Raw genomic sequence first — 16923 nt, forward strand, 5'->3', positions numbered from 1 at the left:
CTTCAAGTTGTGAGCTGCGAGCCGCAAGTAGAAGCACAGCGTTCACATGCTTTTTTCTTGCAGCTCGTAGCTTGAAGCTTGTAGCTGTTTTACTGCGATTTCCGGACCCGTAGGTACCATTCGGACAGAAGTCTTACCTGTTTGTCGGTGTAGCCGCGTTCGACCATTCGAGTAACGAAGTCGTTGTGTTTCTGTTGATCCTCTTTGCTGGCCTTGGCATTGAAGCTGATGACTGGCAGCAGGTCTTCGGTGTTCGAGAACATTTTCTTCTCGATGACCACCCGCAGTTTCTCGTAGCTGAGCCAGGTCGGGTTCTTGCCGTTGTTGTTGGCTCGGGCGCGCAACACGAAGTTGACGATTTCGTTGCGGAAATCCTTCGGATTGCTGATGCCCGCCGGTTTCTCGATTTTCTCCAGCTCTTCGTTCAGGGCGACACGGTTGAGAATCTCGCCGGTTTCCGGATCGCGGTATTCCTGATCCTGGATCCAGAAGTCCGCATACAGCACATAGCGGTCGAAGATGTTCTGCCCGTACTCGCTGTAAGACTCCAGATAAGCGGTCTGGATCTCCTTGCCGATGAATTCGATATAACGCGGCGCCAGGTATTCCTTGAGGTAGCGCAGGTAGCGTTCGCGGGTCTCGGCCTGGAACTGTTCCTGCTCGATCTGTTGTTCCAGTACATACAACAGGTGCACCGGGTTGGCGGCGATTTCATGCGGATCGAAGTTGAACACCTTGGACAGAATCTTGAACGCGAAGCGGGTCGAGAGACCGTTCATGCCTTCGTCGACGCCCGCCGAATCGCGGTATTCCTGGATCGACTTGGCCTTCGGATCGGTATCCTTGAGATTTTCCCCGTCGTAGACGCGCATCTTCGAGTAGATGTTGGAGTTTTCCGGTTCCTTGAGGCGCGACAGCACGGTGAACTGCGCCAGCATCTTCAGGGTGTCGGGGGCGCAGTGTGCTTTGGCCAGCGAACTGTTGAACAGCAATTTGTCGTAAATCTTCACCTCGTCGCTGACCCGCAGGCAGTACGGCACTTTGACGATGTAGATCCGGTCGATGAACGCTTCGTTGTTCTTGTTGTTGCGGAAGGTGTGCCACTCCGATTCGTTGGAGTGCGCGAGCAGGATCCCGGTGAACGGAATCGCCCCCAGCCCTTCGGTACTGTTGTAGTTGCCTTCCTGCGTGGCGGTCAGCAATGGGTGCAGCACCTTGATCGGTGCCTTGAACATTTCGACGAATTCCATCAGGCCCTGGTTGGCCCGGCACAGCGCACCGGAGTAGCTGTAGGCGTCGGCGTCGTTCTGTGGGTATTCCTCGAGTTTGCGGATGTCGACCTTACCGACCAGCGCCGAGATGTCCTGGTTGTTCTCGTCACCCGGTTCGGTCTTGGCCACGGCGATCTGGTTGAGGATCGACGGATACAGTTTGACCACACGGAACTGGCTGATGTCGCCACCGAATTCGGCCAGGCGTTTGGTCGCCCACGGCGACATGATGGTGTTCAGGTAGCGCCGCGGGATGCCGAAATCTTCCTCGAGGATCGCGCCATCTTCGGTGGCGTTGAACAGACCCAGAGGCGATTCGAATACCGGCGAGCCCTTGATCGCGTAGAAGGGCACTTTTTCCATCAGCTGTTTCAGCTTCTCGGCCAGGGACGATTTACCGCCACCGACGGGGCCGAGCAGGTAGAGGATCTGTTTCTTCTCTTCCAGGCCTTGGGCGGCATGGCGGAAATACGAGACGATCTGGTCGATGCATTCTTCCATCCCGTGGAAGTCTTCAAAGGCCGGATAGCGACGAATCACCTTGTTGGAGAAGATCCGCGACAGCCGCGAGTTGGTCGACGTGTCGAGCAGCTCGGGTTCGCCGATGGCCATCAATAGACGCTCGGCGGCGGAAACGTAAGCGCTGCGGTCCTTTTTGCACAGCTCCAGGTACTCCTGCAGCGAGAGTTCTTCCTGGCGTGTGGACTCGAAGCGTTGTTGGAAGTGGCTAAAGATACTCATGACGTCACCTCGCTCGATACGTGGAGCCGACGCCGGATCACTCAGTCGATGCTGGCAAGCAGCCGTGGTGGCTGCCTGTTTACCCCCCAGAACACTTTCGCGGTCGACAACCTTGAAAGTCACTCCCGATGACCCGTGCGCCGGTGTACCGGCTCTCCCCTGTTTTGGATGGCCTGGGCTTAAGGATAGTTGGGAATTCGGGAGGTAAAGGCGAGATACGTAATTAGTTGTGGCAGACCGTTCGTCTGCCCCGCGCAGGCCCACGGCAGCCGGGGCCTGCACGTGACAAAAAAATTATTCGGCGGCGCCTTGCGCGGTTTCCGACGGATAAGTCGTACGCCACAACTCAAAGCCACCGTCCATGCTGTAGACGTCGGAGAAACCCTGACTGATCAGGTAGGCGGCCGCGCCCTGGCTGGAATTGCCGTGGTAGCAGACGACAACGGTCGGTGCATCGAGGTCGGCGCCTTGAATGAAGGCGTGCAGCGAGTGGTTGTCCAAATGCTTCGAACCGCTGATATGCAGGGCGGCAAAAGTTGCAGGATCACGGACATCGACCACGACTGCGCCTTGCTCACGCAGGGCATGGGCCTGTTCCGGGGGGATTCGTTTGAATTCGCTCATGGCGGGTTCCTGTAGCTCGGCAGAGTGCGCAGTCTAACGCGGGGCGCTGACTGGCGGAGTTTCGGGGATAAGTGGTGCGACTGATGGCGCAAGCCCGCCGTGTTCATCGCATTTGCATGACACGCGCTCGCCGCTGTCGACGTTCATCAGGGTCAGGCTGCCGCCCCAGACACAACCGGTGTCCAGTGCCGAGATGCCCGGTTCACGGACATCGCCTTCCAGCGCGGCCCAGTGGCCGAAAATGACGCGCAGACCGCGGGTCTTGCGCTCTTTGTGCTGGAACCATGGCTTATAGCCGGGCGGGGCGGTGTCGAGACCTTCCTTGCTCTTGAGGTCGAGCTTGCCCTCGGCGGTGCAGAAGCGCATGCGGGTGAAATAGTTGGTGATGACGCGCAGGCGGGTCACGCCCGTGAGCTCGCTGTCCCACTTCGCCGGCTCATTGCCGTACATGCCATCGAGATACAGCGGAAACAGGTTGTCGTCACGCAGTGCCGCTTCGGCCTCGGCCGCGTACTTCAGGGCCTTGCGCAAGGACCACTGCGGTGGGATGCCTGCGTGCACCATGGCTACTTCGCGTTGTTCGTCGTAGTGCATGAGTTTCTGCTGGCGCAGCCATTCGAGCAGATCGGCTGCGTCGGGGGCTTCAATGATCTCGCGCAGGGTATCGGACTTCTTCAGGCGCTCAATGTTGTTGGCGGCAGCGAGCAGGTGCAGGTCATGGTTACCCAGTACGCAAACCAGCGAATCGCGCATGCCGTAGAGAAAACGCAGGGTCTCCAGCGATTGCGGGCCGCGGTTGACCAGGTCGCCGACCAGCCACAGCCGATCGAGCTTCGGGTCGAAAGCCACTTGCTTGAGCAGACATTTGAGTGGTTCGAGGCAACCTTGCAGGTCGCCGACGGCGTACGTCGTCATCAGTGCAAGGCTCCGGGTACAGCGAGGCGGAAAGGCTTGATGATCGCGTCGAAATGCTTGCCGTCATCGGCGACCATTTCATAAGAGCCCTGCATGGTGCCGACCTTGGTGGTCATCACAGTGCCGCTGCTGTAAGTGTGGCTCTTGCCTGTGTCGATCAGCGGCTGCTGGCCGACGACACCGGCGCCGCGCACTTCTTCGACATGCCCGTCACCGTCGGTGATCACCCAATGCCGCGACAACAGCTTGGCCGGGAGCGCGCCATTGTTTTGCACGGTGATGGTGTAGGCGAAGGCGAAGCGGTTGTGCTCGGGTTGCGATTGTTCTGCCAGGTAGCGGGTAACGACACTGACGTCGACCTGATAACGAGAATCGGACATGCAAAAGGGCCTTAAGCAAAGCGGAACGCGAGGCGTAGCTGATGGGGAATCAGTCTAGGCAAGTATCGGGCAGTAAACCAGAGTGGCGTCCTGCCCGATAGCGTACATCGCCAGTCAGTCGGCGGCGGGGGCGGCAGGAACCTGCTCGGCGAGCTTGTCGGCCAGGCGCACGAATGCGGCCAAGTCCAGTTGCTCGGGGCGCAGGCTGCCATCGACACCGGCGGCTTCGATCTCGGCAGCGGTCATCAATTGCTTGAGGGTGTTGCGCAGGGTCTTGCGACGCTGGTTGAAGGCTTCGCGAACGACACGCTCGAGCAGGCGATGATCCTTGGCCGGGTGCGGCAGTACCGCATGCGGCACCAGGCGGACGATGGCCGAGTCGACCTTTGGCGGCGGGTTGAAAGCGCCCGGGCCGACGTTGAACAGGTGTTCCACACGGCAGTGATACTGAACCATGATCGACAGACGACCCCAGTCCCCGCCACCCGGGCCTGCGGCCAGGCGCTCGACCACTTCCTTCTGCAGCATGAAGTGCATGTCGCGAATGATGCCGGCGTTGTTCAGCAGGTGGAAAATCAGCGGCGTTGAGATGTTGTACGGCAGGTTGCCGACCACGCGCAGGCTGTTCGGCGCAGCGTTGAGGGTGTTGAAGTCGAACTTCAGCGCATCGCCCTGATGCAGGTTGAAGTTGCTCTTGCCGGCAAACTGCTGGTTGAGGATCGGGATCAGGTCCTTGTCCAGTTCCACCACGTCGAGCTGCGCACCGGAGTTGAGCAGGCCAGCGGTCAGCGCGCCCTGGCCCGGGCCGATTTCCAGCATGCGGTCGCCGGATTTGGCACTGATGGAGCGCAGGATGCGGTCGATGACGCCGGCGTCGTGCAAGAAGTTCTGGCCAAAGCGTTTGCGCGCCTTGTGTTGGTATTGCTCGGTCATAAACGGGTCTCGGCCATCTGGTAGGCGGTTTCCAGGGCGACCTGCAGGCTGCCGGTGTCGATCTTGCCGCTGCCGGCCAGATCCAGGGCGGTGCCGTGATCGACCGAGGTGCGGATGATCGGCAGGCCAAGGGTAATGTTGACTGCGGCGCCGAAGCCTTTGTACTTCAGCACGGGCAGGCCCTGGTCGTGGTACATCGCCAGCACTGCGTCGCAGTGCTCCAGATATTTGGGGGTAAACAGAGTGTCGGCAGGCAGCGGGCCACGAAGGTCCATGCCCTCGCCGCGCAGGCGCTCTAAGGTAGGTTCGATGATGTCGATTTCTTCATGGCCCAGGTGTCCGCCTTCACCGGCGTGCGGGTTGAGCCCACAGACCAGGATGCGTGGCCGGGCGATGCCGAATTTGTCTTGCAGGTCGGCGTGCAGAATCCGCGTGACCCGCTCCAGCCGTTCCGGCGTAATTGCATCGGCAATCTCGCGCAGGGGCAGGTGAGTGGTGACCAGGGCTACGCGCAAACCGCGAGTAGCGAGCATCATCACCACTTGGGCGGTGTGGGTCAGGTCGGCGAGAAATTCCGTGTGTCCGGAGAACGGGATGCCGGATTCGTTGATCACGCCCTTGTGTACAGGGGCGGTGATCATCCCGGCGAAGTCGCCGTTGAGGCAGCCGTTGCCGGCACGGGTCAGGGTTTCGAGGACGAACGCGGCGTTGGCCTTGTCCAGTTGCCCGGCAACCACGGGGGCGCTGAGCGGGGTGTCCCAGACGTACAGGCTGCCGGCCGCTGCTGGCGCATCCGGCCATTGACCGGGCGCCACCTCCAGCAAAGTGACGGCCAGCCCCAGCTGCGCGGCCCGCTCGGTGAGCAGGTCGCGGCTGGTGATGGCAATCAGGGGGTGTGGCTGGGCTTGCGAGGCGAGCAGCAGGCACAGGTCGGGACCGATGCCGGCTGGTTCGCCGGGTGTCAGCGCGAAACGCTTGGGTTTCACTGCGCTGCCTGGTCTGCACCAGGGAGTTTGATTTCTACGTAGGCTTCTTCACGAATCTGACGCAGCCAGTTCTGCAGCTCTTCATCGTACTTTTTGTTACGCAGAACGGTCATCGCTTGTTGCTCGCGGGCCTGTGCGGTGCTGTCGGTGGCGCGGCGGCCAAGGACTTCCAGCACGTGCCAGCCGTACTGGGTCTGGAACGGCTTGGACAGCTGACCTTGCGGGGTCTTGGCCATCACTTCGCGGAATTCCGGTACCAGTGCGTTCGGGTCGATCCAGTTCAGGTCGCCACCGTTGAGCGCCGAACCCGGGTCTTCGGAGTAGTTCTTCGCCAGTTCTGCGAAGTCTTCGCCGGCCAGGATGCGCTCGTACAGCGATTGCACCAGGGCTTTGGTCTTGGCTTCGTCACGGATCGGGCTTGGTTTGACCAGGATGTGGCGCACATGCACCTCATCACGCATCTGCGCTTCGCCACCACGTTTGGCCAGCAACTTGAGGATGATGAAACCACCCGGGGTACGTGCAGGCTGAGTGATGTCGCCAACGGCCATGCTGCTCAGTTCACGGTCGAACGGCGGTGGCAGTTGCGCAGCTTTACGCCAGCCCATGTCGCCGCCTTCCAGGGCGTTGTCGCTGCCGGATTTGGCAACGGCCATCTGACCGAAGTCATCGCCTTGCTTGAGCTTCTGGTAAACGTCCATCGCCTGACGGTAAGCGCTCTGAATCGCATCAGAGTTGGCGCTTTCCGGCGTCGGGATCAGGATGTTGGCCAGGTGCAATTCTTCGGACAGCTGCATCTTGCCCAGGTCGGAGGCGAGGAAGTTCTTCACTTCCTGCTCGGAGACCTGGATGCGCTCTGCCACACGACGCTGACGCACACGGCTGATGATCATCTCGCGCTTGATCTGGTCACGGGCGTCGTCATAGGACAAACCGTCGTGTGCCAGGGCGGCGCGGAACTGATCCACGGTCATGTTGTTGCGCTGGGCAATCGTACCGACCGCCTGGTTCAGCTCTTCATCGGTAATGCGGATGCCGGAACGCTCGCCGATCTGCAGTTGCAGGTTTTCGACGATCAGGCGCTCGAGCACCTGCTGATCCAGCACGCCTGGAGGCGGCATGCCGCCGCCACGCTTGGCGATGGTCTGCTGAACTTCGTGGACGCGCTGGTCCAGTTGGCTCTGCATGACCACGTCGTTATCAACGATCGCGACCACTTTATCGATGGACTGTACTGCGGCGTTGGCCGCAGTACCCAGGAACAGCGCGCCCAGCAGCAGCGGGCGCAGAGAATCAGAAAGCTTGGTCTTCACGTTGACGATAACCTTGGATGCCTTTGTCGAGGAAGCTCTCTACCTTGGCGCCAGTCAGGCCGCCGAGTCCCTTCAGAACAATTTGGAGGAAGACGCCGTGGTCGCCTTTTTCGTTTTGCGGAGCTTCCTGACTGAATTCGTCGTAGGAAACCCAGTAACGGTTGATCAGGCGCAGTTTCCAGCAGCAGTTGTCGTATTCGAAACCACCGAAGGCTTCCAGCGTACGGTTGCGGTTGTAGTCGTACTGCCAGCGGCTGATCGCGCTCCACTGCGGAACGATTGGCCAGATGACCGAGAAGTCATGCTGCTGGATCTTGTAGTAATCCTTCACGTAGCCAGGCTGGCCCGGCGTGCCGTAGTCGCCACCACCCACCGACCATTTACCGGTGTTCTGGTCGTAACGAACCTGGTCGTTGCGATAGCGATAACCGACGTTGACCACCTTGTTCGGGTTGTCTTCAGGCTGGTAATGGAACATCGCGCTGCCGGAACGCGGGCTGCGGCTGTCCGGATCCCAGTTGTAGTCAGCAGTGGTGCGCCAATCGCGGTTCCAGCGGTATTCGTATTCCAGCGCGTATGGCGATACGTCGGACTGGGCGTCCTTGCGATCCTTGAACGCGATGCCTGGCAGTTGTACTTCACGATCCTTGAAGTAGTAGGCCTGACCGACGCTGATGCGCTGACGCTCGAAACCGTTGTCTTCGATCCAGCGGCTGGTCACGCCCAGCGACAGCTTGTTCTCGTCGCCGACACGGTCGGAGCCGGAGAAGCGGTTATCGCGGAAGAGCGACGCGTAGTTGAAGGTGTATTCACTGGTATCGAATACCGGAATGTCTTCCTGATCAACCTTGGGTACATACAGGTAGAACAGACGCGGTTCCAGGGTCTGGCGATAGTTCTTGCCGAAGTACGACGTGTTGCGGTCGAAGTACAGGCCGCTGTCGACGCTGGCGATCGGTACGCCACGGTTCTGGTTGCTGTCGAAGGTGCCGTTGAGCTTTTGCTGCTCAGCAGTCATCGCAGCAATCTGCGACTTGCCGGTGCCGTCCAGATCCAGCTGGTATTGGGTGTACTGGTACTTGAGCGATGGCTTCAGGAAGCCATAGGTCCAGTTCATCGGCAGGCTGACGCCCGGCTTCAGGTTCAGACGATCGCCGTTGGCGCGCGCCAGGCCCTGAACGTTTGTATCCAGGCGAGGCGAGATGGTGCCGTCTTCATTGGTAAAGTTGCCGTTTTGCAGATCACGATCGAACCGAACAATTTCGGTCTCGTAATCGAAATTCAAACCTTCCGGGTGATACGGCAGTTGACCATTGAAGGTGATCTGCGGCAGACGGCCGTAAGGCGTGATGTTCGAAACGGTTGCCAATTGGTACTGCTGCGCATTCAGGCGAGCGGTGTAGCTGTCGCCACGATAGGTCACCGAACCTTGCTGATTCACGAAGTCCTGGCTCTTCACACCGATCTGATCAGTGGTCAGGTCCTGGAAGTAATACGGATCGCTGATCTTGGTGTAGTCAACCTGAGTCATCACACGGGAGTCGAGACCACCCTTGTGTTGCCAGTTGTACATGTAGCGATTTTTTTCGTAATCGGACTGCTTGCTGCGATCGGTATCTTCGTCGTTCAGATACGCCGCACCAAACTGGCCTTCGCTGGACTTGGTCAGGTAACGGAACTCGCCTTCGACCAGCATGCCGCGTTTGCTCATGTAACGCGGGTACAACGTGGCATCGTAGTTCGGCGCCAGGTTGAAGTAGTACGGGGTCACCAGCATGAAGCCGGTATCGCTGCCGGTGCCGATGGTCGGCGGCAGGAAGCCCGATTGACGACGGTCGTCGATCGGGAAGTAGATGTACGGCGTGTACAGGATCGGAATGTCCTTGACCCGCAGTGTCACGTTGGTCGCGGTACCGAAGCCGGTGGCAGGGTTCAGGGTGATGTTGTTGCCCTTGAGCTGCCAGGCGTTGCTGTTCGGTTCGCACGTGGTGTACGTGCCGTCCTTCAAGCGAATGATCGCGTTTTCGGCGCGCTTGGCGTACAGCGCGTTACCGCGGATGCGCGATTTGTGCATCACGTATTCGGCGTTGTCGACCTTGGCTTCACCGGTATCGAGCTGTACATCGGCGTGGTCGCCGACGATCAGTGCGCCGTTGTCGCGGATGCGCACGTCGCCGTTGAGTTCGGCGCGGCTCTCGGCCTGATACAGGCTGGCCTCGTCGGACTCGACCTGCATGCTGCCCTGACGCAGGACCACGTCGCCGGCCAGCGTACCCACCTGATCTTCGGTGTTGTAGCGCGAGGCCTTGGCGCCGATAAAGGTCGGTGCGTCACTTTTATTCGTCTTGTCATTCATGCCAGGACGAATCGGTTCGATATAGGAACCAGAGCAGTAAGGACCGGTCTCGGCCAATTGGGCGGCGGTGAGCTTCTCGCGCGGAACCCAGTCGAGGTGACTGTAGTCTTCGCTACGGGATTTCAGACCGCGGCCCTTGGCTTCGGTGACCAGCACAGGCTTGGCGCCGGTGTCGGATGTGGAACCGTTCTGGGTCGGGGCTTCGCCGGCGGCGCTGACAGCGCTGCCGTCATGCACCGGACGCGGCGGCAATGCAGATGCCGGCGTCTTGGGCGCACACGCCCAGCCACCCGTTGCCGAGACGGCGCAGTCATACTGCTCGGCGGCAACAACGAATTGACTGGCCAGAGGTTGCATAGCCAGCAGACTGCCGGTTACCAACAACGGAAATTTTTTACGAAACGCGGGGGATTTCAATGCCATCTTATTAGTCCGGGCTTCCTGCGTGCCATCTGCCCGCGGTGTGGGCCGCACGCCTCTCGATGGTCTGAAAAAGATGCTGGATAATAAAGCATGACCCGCTTGACGGCTAGCGCCGTCGGAGACCCTTGCAATGCCTGACCAAGATGTACGCTTGCAACACCTGAAAGTTTGGCTCGATGAGCAGTTGGCAATCCTGTTTGCAGACCAGGGCTGGGGCGCCGTGCCCCCGGCCACGTTGACCGCGGCCAGCAGCGACGCGAGTTTCCGCCGGTATTTCCGCTGGGAAGGCGCGGGTCGCAGTTTCGTCGTGATGGACGCGCCACCGCCCCAGGAAAACTGCAAACCGTTCGTGGATATCGCCTTTTTGCTGGCGAAATCCGGAATTAACGTGCCGAAAATTTATGCAGAAGACCTCGAACGCGGATTTCTTTTGCTCAATGATCTGGGCAACAAGACCTATCTCGACGTAATCGACAGCGAAAATGCCGACGCTTTGTTCAGCGATGCCCTGCAGGCGCTGTTGGCTTTTCAGCAATTGCCGATGGTCGCACCGCTGCCGAGTTACGACGTGGCACTGCTGCGCCGCGAGCTGGAACTGTTCCCCGAGTGGTACGTGAAGCGCGAACTCGGTATCGAGTTCGACGCGGCACAGCAGCAACAATGGCAAGCCGTCAGCGATCTGCTGATCGACAGCGCCCTGGCCCAGCCGAGAGTGCTGGTGCACCGCGACTACATGCCGCGCAATCTGATGCTTAGCGAGCCGAATCCCGGCGTACTGGACTTTCAGGATGCGGTCTACGGCCCGGTCACCTACGACGTGACCTGCCTGTTCAAGGACGCCTTCCTCAGTTGGCCTGAAGAGCGCGTGCGTGGCTGGCTGGAAAGCTACTGGCAGCAAGCCTCGGCGCTGGACATCCCGGTGCAAGCGGATTTCGAAGACTTCCTGCGTGCCAGCGACCTGATGGGCGTACAACGCCACCTGAAAGTCATCGGCATCTTCGCCCGCATCTGCCATCGCGATGGCAAGCCGCGCTACCTGGCCGACGTGCCGCGTTTCTTCGCCTATATAGAAGCGGTGCTTGCGCGTCGTCCTGAACTGGCGGATCTGCAGGCGTTGCTCGCCAGTCTGCGTGGCGGAGCGACTGCATGAAGGCGATGATTCTGGCGGCAGGCAAGGGCGAGCGCATGCGCCCGCTGACCCTGACCACCCCGAAACCGCTGGTGCGTGCCGGCGGTGTGCCGTTGATCGAATACCATCTGCGCGCATTGGCGGCGGCCGGTTTCAGTGAAATCGTGATCAACCATGCCTGGCTCGGTCAGCAGATCGAGGATTACCTGGGCGACGGTTCGCAGTTCGGTGTGAGCATCCAGTACTCGCCGGAAGGTGAGCCGCTGGAAACCGGCGGCGGCATTTTCCGCGCCTTGCCGTTGCTCGGTGACGATGCGTTTCTGGTGGTCAACGGTGACATCTGGACCGATTACGACTTCAGCGTGCTGCATCAACCGATCAACGGTCTTGCGCATCTCGTACTGGCGGACAACCCGGCCCATCATCCGACGGGCGATTTCACCCTGGTTGACGGTCGGGTCAGCGATGCTCAGCCGGATACGCAAACCCTGACCTACAGCGGCATCGCCGTGCTCCATCCGCAGTTGTTCGATGGCTGCGCGGACGGCGCATTCAAGCTCGCACCACTGCTGCGCAAAGCCATGGCTGACGGACAGGTCAGCGGTGAGCGTCTGAAAGGTCACTGGGTGGATGTCGGTACGCATGAGCGTCTGGCCGAAGCTGAAGCATTGATAGAAGCGAGTCGTTGATATGTTGTGGCCAGGGACTCTGATTGGAGCCGGAGCGGGTTTTGCGATCGCCAGCATTCCGGGGGCCATGCTTGGGGCATTGTTGGGACAGGCGCTGGATCGGCGCCTGCACCTGCAAAGCTGGGGGCACTTGCGGGAAAAACTCGGCGGACGGCCGATGTTGCGCAACGACGAATTGCTGTTCGTGTTGCTCGGGCGTCTGGCCAAGAGTGACGGGCGAGTGACGGACGGCCATATCCAGCAGGCGCGCCATGAAATGAACGCCCTGGAAATGAGCGAGCCGGCACGGCGGCGGGCGATTGCTGCGTTCAATCGCGGCAAGTCCGGCGGCGACCGCCTGCGCGGTTATCTGCGCCGTCTGAGTGCTCAGCCGCATGCCGCCGAAGGCGTGTTGCGCGCCTGCTGGCGGATGGTCTGGGCCGACGGTCGCGCGGGCGTGAGTGAGCGGGAATTATTGGCGCAGTGGGGCAAGTGGCTGGGTTGGACAACCCACCAGATTCAGGCGCTGGCCAATGATTACGAGCCGAATAAACGGCCGATTGTCAGTGCCGCGGTGAGTTATCAGGAAGCGATGCGCCTGCTCGGGGTGTCGGCGACCAGCGAGCCGGCGCAGATCAAGCGTGCCTATCGCCGGCTGCTCAGCCGTCATCACCCGGACAAGATCGCCGGCAGCGGCGCAACGCCGGAGCAGGTGCGTGAAGCGACCGAGAAAACCCGCGAGCTGCACAACGCGTTTACCCTGATTCGGGCGCGGCGGGATTTTCGCTGATCGTTAGAGGTGAGTTGTTGATGAGGGCCTCTTCGCGAGCAAGCCCGCTCCCACATTGATCGCATTCCTACAGATGGAATGCATTCAAATGTGGGAGCGGGCTTGCTCGCGAATGGGGCGACTCGGTCTATCAGTCAGTCTTCTGCGGATTCAACCAGCCACGCACCCGCCGGAACACCTGCTCCTGCTCAGCCTTTTTATCCGGTAACGCCTTGAGCGCCACCTGGCTGAAGGTCGAAGTCTTCAAGCGCTTACTGGCCTGCATGCGCTCGAGCGCCGCGTTACGATCCAGCGCCTTGTCCATGTAGAAAATATCGGCGGTCGGCAACTTCAAGGTCGGCGTCAGTTCTGCCAGCTGTGGCTTGGCCTTGCTCGGCGTTTGCGCATCGACCATCACCAGTTTCTCGACCTGGGAACTCTGCCGCTCGCTGAGAAAGCGCGCTGCCCAGTACGCGCCCGTACCGTGACCGAGGACCACGACCCGGCGTGCGCTTTGCTGCTCGGCGTAGGCGATCGCCGCATCGATCCGCGCAAAGATTCGTTCGGCATCAGCCTTGGATTGTTCTTCAGTCGTTTCGGCGACCACCTGATCCGCCACTTCCGCTTCACCGCCCGCCGCCTGTTCGATCGGTTGCGCAGTGGTGGAATCCTTGCTGCCACTTTCCGGGGCTTTCGGCGCGGCAGAGGGCGCAATCACCCGCGGTGCGATGACATCGCTTTGCAGATCCGGCAGGGTGATACTCAGGCTGCTCCACTCGACATCGGGCAATTTGCTGCGCAGTGGGCCGATCACTTGCGGCCAGTCAGCGGTTTCGCCGGCGCTAGGGACGATAATCACCGCACCTTTGGGCTCGGCGGTGTTGGCCGGTTTCCACAGGGCGAGGAAAGTATCGGCGCCGGCCTGCAATTGCTGCTGTTCTTGTGCCGGGACTTTGCGTTCGAGTGCTGCGGCTTCTTCCTGACTACGCTCAAGCAGTGGCTGGCGTTCGGCCGGTTTTTCGGCGGCCGGTTGCTCGGCGGTGGAGGCGGGCGCCGGATCGGCGGCCTCGACGGAAAACGCACAAGGCAGGATCAGCGACAGGCACAATGCTGGCATTGCCAGGCGGTAGACAGAGGGCATCGGTTATTCCAGGCCAGAAAAGTATCCCGGCAGCCTAATGGGTTGGTCAGAATTTGTCAGTGCAAGAGACTTCAATGATGCGTTTTTGCTGCCTGTGGGTTATCGGCTGGTTGTGTTTTCCCTTGATGGGCTGGGCGGCGTCTGCGCCGGCGGCACATGCAGCGCTGTTGACGCCCGGCGAGCAGCAATGGCTGGCGCAGCACCGTGAGCTGCGCGTTGGCCTGGTATTGCAGGCGCCATACGCGCAATACGACCGGCGCTTGCAGCGCTTGTCCGGGGCCAATGTCGAATTGATGAAGGCGCTGGCCAAGACCCTGAACGTCGAGCTGAGCTGGCGCAATTTTCAGGACCTGGCGCAACTGGAAGACGCCGCCCGCGAAGGTGAAATCGACATCGCCCCGGGCCTGACCCAGACCCCGGGTGCGCTGCGCCTGTGGCTGTTTTCCGATCCTTACATGCGTGTGCCGCAACTGGTGGTCAGCGACCAGAAGAGCGGCGGCGTGGTCGAGCTGGAAAAGCTCGACAGCCTGTCTCGCGTTGCCGTGCGCATGCCCAGTGTCACGGCCGACTATTTGCGCAGCACCTATCCCCATCTGAATCTGCAAGGCGTGCCGCTGGAGCGGCAGGCGCTGCAACTGTTGCTGACCCAACAAGCGTCCTACGCCGTGATAGATGAAGCGCAACTCGGGCGGTTGTCCGCCGAACCTGAGTTCGCCGGGCTGGTCGTGGTCGGCGATATCGGCTTGCCGCAGCTGTTGCGGGTTGCCACGCGGCGCGACTGGCCGCAATTGGCCGGGATCATCGAAAGCGCCTTGCGAGCGATCCCGGCCAAGGATCTGGAGCGCCTGCACAACCAATGGCTGCAACCCAAGTACCCACGGCTGACGGAATCGCCGGGGTTCTGGCAGAACCTCAGTCTGCTGTTCGCGGTGTTGCTGCTCAGTTGCCTGGCCATCGTGGTCTGGCAACGACGCCAGCAACACAGCCTCGAACAGCGTCTGCTGGCTGCACGTGAAGACATCGCCCTGCGCGCGGCCAGCGAAGAAGCCTTGCGCCTGACCCAGTTTTCCATCGATCAAAGCACCGTCGGCATTCTCTGGGTCAACTGGGATAGCCATGTGCGCTACGCCAACCGGGCGGCGGAACACATGCTCGGTTATCCACAGGGCGCGCTGATCGAACGGCCGCTGATCGACTTCGAACCCGGCCTGCACATGGATCGCTGGCTCAACCTGTGGAAACGCGCGCGGGCCAGTGAGGAAGGGCCGCTGAGCTTTGAAACCAGTTGCGTGCGCGCCGATGGCAGCATCCTGCCGGCGGATGTCTCGCTGAGTTTTCTGCGTTTTCGCGACAGCGAGTATCTGGTGGTTTATCTCACCGACGTCACCGAGCGCCGCCGCGCCCTGGCCGCGTTGCAGGAAAGTGAAGCGCGCCTGCAAGGCATCGCCGCCAACGTTCCGGGGCTGGTGTTCCGCCTGGAGCGGGCGCCGGTGACCGGTCAGATCGATTTCGCCTACATCAGCGAGGGCAGCGAGAGTCTGGTCGGCTATGCGCCGGCCGCCATCGCCCATCGCGACATGGGCTTGCGCAGTCTGGTGCACCCGGACGACAGGGCCAGTTACCACCAGAGTCAGGATCAAGCGCTGGACACTGACAGTGACTGGTCGTGGCAGGGTCGCATCCTCACCCGTCAGGGCGAGCAGCGCTGGGCCGAGATCAAGGCAATCACCCGACAGCTGGAGGATGGCGCCTATGTCTGGGACGGCATCGTCTGGGACATCAGCGAAAGCAAGCGCATCGAGCTGGAGCTGGCCGCCTCCCGCGAGCAACTGCGCGAATTGTCGGCGCACCTGGAAAGCGTGCGCGAAGAAGAGAAGGCGCGGATCGCCCGGGAAGTGCACGATGAACTGGGGCAGATGCTCACGGTGCTGAAGCTGGAAACCTCGATGTGCGAACTGGCCTATGCACAACTCGACCCGGGGCTCCACGAGCGGTTGAACAGCATGAAGCGCCTGATCGCCCAGTTGTTCCAGCTGGTGCGTGATGTGGCGACGGCGTTGCGCCCGCCGATTCTCGATGCCGGGATTGCTTCAGCGATCGAGTGGCAGGCGCGGCGCTTCGAGGCGCGTACGCAGATTCCGTGTCTGGTGCAGGTGCCGGACAATCTGCCGGCGCTCAGCGATGCCAAGGCGATCGGGCTGTTCCGAATCCTGCAGGAGGCGCTGACCAACGTCATGCGCCATGCTCAGGCGCATACTGTGGAGCTGACACTGGCGCTGGAAGGCGACGAGTTGTGTCTGACGGTCAGCGACGATGGCGTAGGCTTTGTCGCTGCGGCGGATCGGCCGACGTCCTTTGGTTTGGTCGGTATGCGCGAGCGGGTGTTGATCATGGGCGGGCGGCTGGTACTGGAGAGTGAGCCGGGGGAGGGCACCAGTCTGCATGTGTGGGTGCCGGTGAATGAGGTTTGAAGGTTTGTGGTGTTTGCGCTGACGCTATCGCGAGCAGGCTCGCTCCCACAGGGTTTGGTGTGTACCTGAAATCTGGAGAAAAAATTTGATCCGTGTACTGGTAGCCGAAGACCACACCATCGTCCGTGAAGGCATCAAGCAATTGATCGGCCTGGCCAAGGATCTGCAAGTGGTGGGGGAGGCGAGCAATGGCGAGCAGTTGCTCGAAACCTTGCGCAGCGTGCCGTGTGAAGTGGTGTTGCTGGACATCTCGATGCCTGGCGTCAATGGGCTGGAGGCGATCCCACGGATTCGCGCGCTGAACAATCCGCCGGCGATTCTGGTGCTGTCGATGCACGATGAGGCGCAAATGGCCGCCCGTGCACTGAAGGTCGGCGCCGCCGGCTATGCGACCAAGGACAGCGATCCGGCATTGCTGCTGACGGCGATTCGCAAGGTGGCGGCCGGCGGGCGCTACATCGACCCGGAACTGGCCGACCGCATGGTCTTCGAAGTCGGCCTGACCGACACGCGTCCGTTGCATTCGCTGCTGTCCGAGCGTGAGTTCTCGGTGTTCGAGCGCCTGGCCCAGGGCGCCAACGTCAACGACATCGCCCAGCAACTGGCGCTGAGCAGCAAGACCATCAGCACCCACAAGGCGCGGCTGATGCAGAAGCTCAACATCACCTCGCTGGCCGAGCTGGTCAAATACGCGATGGAGCACAAACTCCTCTGAGAACACCGTATTTCTAATGTGGGAGCGGGCTTGCTCGCGAATGCGGTGGGTCATCCAATCATTCATTGACTGACATACCGCATTCGCG

The 16923-nt window shown here is 60.8% G+C and carries 14 protein-coding genes; 5 read left to right on the plus strand and 9 right to left on the minus strand.

All coding sequences use genetic code 11. The features are described 5' to 3' along the window. Window positions 1–89 precede the first annotated feature (89 nt). The 8 genes from QMX91_RS01470 to QMX91_RS01505 form a co-directional block, all read right to left on the minus strand. Window positions 90–2012 (minus strand): PrkA family serine protein kinase, encoded by a 1923-nt coding sequence (locus QMX91_RS01470; protein WP_003228848.1) that lies wholly within the window; start codon window positions 2010–2012, stop codon window positions 90–92. Between the two features lie 294 nt (window positions 2013–2306). After that, a complete protein-coding gene (glpE, locus tag QMX91_RS01475; protein ID WP_098965914.1) occupies window positions 2307–2636 on the minus strand; it encodes a thiosulfate sulfurtransferase GlpE in 330 nt (109 codons plus the stop codon). Between the two features lie 33 nt (window positions 2637–2669). Then, complete coding sequence (locus QMX91_RS01480; protein ID WP_098965912.1) at window positions 2670–3551, minus strand: symmetrical bis(5'-nucleosyl)-tetraphosphatase; 882 nt, start codon at window positions 3549–3551, stop codon at window positions 2670–2672. Further along, window positions 3551–3931, minus strand: coding sequence for a Co2+/Mg2+ efflux protein ApaG (apaG, locus tag QMX91_RS01485; protein ID WP_096796657.1), 381 nt, complete (start codon window positions 3929–3931; stop codon window positions 3551–3553). The genes QMX91_RS01480 and apaG overlap by 1 nt, the downstream gene beginning before the upstream one ends. Window positions 3932–4045: 114 nt before the next feature. After that, window positions 4046–4864 (minus strand): 16S rRNA (adenine(1518)-N(6)/adenine(1519)-N(6))-dimethyltransferase RsmA, encoded by an 819-nt coding sequence (gene rsmA, locus QMX91_RS01490; RefSeq protein WP_027610718.1) that lies wholly within the window; start codon window positions 4862–4864, stop codon window positions 4046–4048. Further along, complete coding sequence (gene pdxA, locus QMX91_RS01495; RefSeq protein ID WP_183785567.1) at window positions 4861–5850, minus strand: 4-hydroxythreonine-4-phosphate dehydrogenase PdxA; 990 nt, start codon at window positions 5848–5850, stop codon at window positions 4861–4863. Before pdxA ends, rsmA begins: the two co-directional genes overlap by 4 nt. Continuing rightward, window positions 5847–7163, minus strand: a complete 1317-nt coding sequence (locus tag QMX91_RS01500; protein ID WP_210556552.1) for a peptidylprolyl isomerase — start codon at window positions 7161–7163, stop codon at window positions 5847–5849. The genes pdxA and QMX91_RS01500 overlap by 4 nt, the downstream gene beginning before the upstream one ends. After that, entirely contained in the window at window positions 7144–9942 is a 2799-nt protein-coding gene (locus QMX91_RS01505; protein WP_282412137.1) for an LPS-assembly protein LptD, read from the minus strand. Before QMX91_RS01505 ends, QMX91_RS01500 begins: the two co-directional genes overlap by 20 nt. A 130-nt stretch (window positions 9943–10072) precedes the next feature. On the opposite strand from QMX91_RS01505, the gene QMX91_RS01510 reads away from it, so the two are divergent. Genes QMX91_RS01510 through QMX91_RS01520 form a run of 3 tightly spaced genes read left to right on the plus strand, consistent with a single transcriptional unit; the run spans window position 10073 to window position 12529 of the window. Further along, entirely contained in the window at window positions 10073–11092 is a 1020-nt protein-coding gene (locus QMX91_RS01510; RefSeq protein WP_282412138.1) for a phosphotransferase, read from the plus strand. Beyond that, entirely contained in the window at window positions 11089–11760 is a 672-nt protein-coding gene (gene murU, locus QMX91_RS01515; RefSeq protein WP_282412139.1) for an N-acetylmuramate alpha-1-phosphate uridylyltransferase MurU, read from the plus strand. The genes QMX91_RS01510 and murU overlap by 4 nt, the downstream gene beginning before the upstream one ends. Window position 11761: 1 nt before the next feature. Then, window positions 11762–12529, plus strand: coding sequence for a TerB family tellurite resistance protein (locus QMX91_RS01520; protein ID WP_247269632.1), 768 nt, complete (start codon window positions 11762–11764; stop codon window positions 12527–12529). 130 nt (window positions 12530–12659) lie between these two features. Here QMX91_RS01520 and QMX91_RS01525 read toward each other — a convergent pair whose 3' ends face one another. Then, the gene (locus QMX91_RS01525) at window positions 12660–13649 is read right to left on the minus strand and encodes an alpha/beta hydrolase family protein (protein ID WP_282412140.1); all 990 of its coding nucleotides are present in this window, start codon (window positions 13647–13649) and stop codon (window positions 12660–12662) included. Between the two features lie 74 nt (window positions 13650–13723). On the opposite strand from QMX91_RS01525, the gene QMX91_RS01530 reads away from it, so the two are divergent. After that, window positions 13724–16120 carry a sensor histidine kinase gene (locus tag QMX91_RS01530; protein ID WP_282412141.1) on the plus strand — a complete coding sequence of 799 codons (2397 nt, stop codon included), beginning with the start codon at window positions 13724–13726 and terminating at the stop codon, window positions 16118–16120. A gap of 85 nt (window positions 16121–16205) precedes the next feature. Next, a complete protein-coding gene (locus QMX91_RS01535; RefSeq protein WP_003228820.1) occupies window positions 16206–16835 on the plus strand; it encodes a response regulator transcription factor in 630 nt (209 codons plus the stop codon). Window positions 16836–16923 lie beyond the last annotated feature (88 nt).

Origin of the sequence: Pseudomonas sp. PS01299 (genome assembly GCF_029960145.1) — a bacterium.
GTDB classification, from domain to species: Bacteria; Pseudomonadota; Gammaproteobacteria; order Pseudomonadales; family Pseudomonadaceae; genus Aquipseudomonas; species Aquipseudomonas putida_A.

Coding starts and splice junctions, on each gene's coding strand:
- glpE (WP_098965914.1), bottom strand. CDS start 2,636: ATGAGCGAATTCAAACGAATCCCCCCGGAACAGGCCCATGCCCTGCGT.
- QMX91_RS01505 (WP_282412137.1), bottom strand. CDS start 9,942: ATGGCATTGAAATCCCCCGCGTTTCGTAAAAAATTTCCGTTGTTGGTA.
- QMX91_RS01470 (WP_003228848.1), bottom strand. CDS start 2,012: ATGAGTATCTTTAGCCACTTCCAACAACGCTTCGAGTCCACACGCCAG.
- rsmA (WP_027610718.1), bottom strand. CDS start 4,864: ATGACCGAGCAATACCAACACAAGGCGCGCAAACGCTTTGGCCAGAAC.
- QMX91_RS01530 (WP_282412141.1), top strand. CDS start 13,724: ATGATGCGTTTTTGCTGCCTGTGGGTTATCGGCTGGTTGTGTTTTCCC.
- murU (WP_282412139.1), top strand. CDS start 11,089: ATGAAGGCGATGATTCTGGCGGCAGGCAAGGGCGAGCGCATGCGCCCG.
- QMX91_RS01480 (WP_098965912.1), bottom strand. CDS start 3,551: ATGACGACGTACGCCGTCGGCGACCTGCAAGGTTGCCTCGAACCACTC.
- QMX91_RS01525 (WP_282412140.1), bottom strand. CDS start 13,649: ATGCCCTCTGTCTACCGCCTGGCAATGCCAGCATTGTGCCTGTCGCTG.
- apaG (WP_096796657.1), bottom strand. CDS start 3,931: ATGTCCGATTCTCGTTATCAGGTCGACGTCAGTGTCGTTACCCGCTAC.
- QMX91_RS01520 (WP_247269632.1), top strand. CDS start 11,762: ATGTTGTGGCCAGGGACTCTGATTGGAGCCGGAGCGGGTTTTGCGATC.
- QMX91_RS01510 (WP_282412138.1), top strand. CDS start 10,073: ATGCCTGACCAAGATGTACGCTTGCAACACCTGAAAGTTTGGCTCGAT.